This window comes from Photorhabdus viridis, from assembly GCF_040256935.1.
Lineage (GTDB): Bacteria > Pseudomonadota > Gammaproteobacteria > Enterobacterales > Enterobacteriaceae > Photorhabdus > Photorhabdus viridis.
Window position 1 is genome coordinate 1 of sequence record NZ_JBEJZY010000247.1, and the last position, 520, is coordinate 520.

The 520-nt window shown below is 63.8% G+C and carries 1 protein-coding gene; it reads right to left on the minus strand.

Going from position 1 to position 520, the window contains the following annotated elements:
• A partial coding sequence (gene vgrG / locus ABR397_RS23200; protein ID WP_350307759.1) for a type VI secretion system tip protein VgrG occupies positions 1-520 on the minus strand: 520 nt, incomplete at both ends.

Below are 520 nucleotides of genomic sequence, written 5' to 3' on the forward strand. Positions count from 1 at the left end.
GGTGAGGGTGAACAGGACCCCCGGCAGCATGGCGGCGTGGTTACTGTCCCCGTGGCCGGTCAGGGCGTCATTGCGCAGGGCTTCGAGCCGGTAGCGGGTGAAATCGGCGCCGTGCTGCTCGTCTTTGAAGCGGCCGGGGAAATCGAAGTGTTCATAGCCGGTGTGCTGGAGGTTTTGTTCCCGCATATGGTGGCGAAACTCGGCGGCCCAGACCGGGTTTTTGAAGGTGTAATCTTTGAGCTCCACGGTGGCCGGGCGGACCTGCGCCTGCCGGGTCAGCGCGGTGACGCACAGCTGTTGTGCCTGGGTCGCCTCACCCGGGTGATAGGGCAGGACCGGGCCTGTGGCGAGGGCGCCCGCGACGTCGGCGAACACCAGGGTGTTCTTGTTGCCGGTGAATTCAAAGAAGTAAAACAGGCCTTCTTCGGCGGTCAGCCGGTGCAGAAAGTCAAAATCGGTTTCCCGGTACTGGACGCAGAACTCCCGTTCCGGGTGCGGGTGGCGCAGGCGGAACACCACA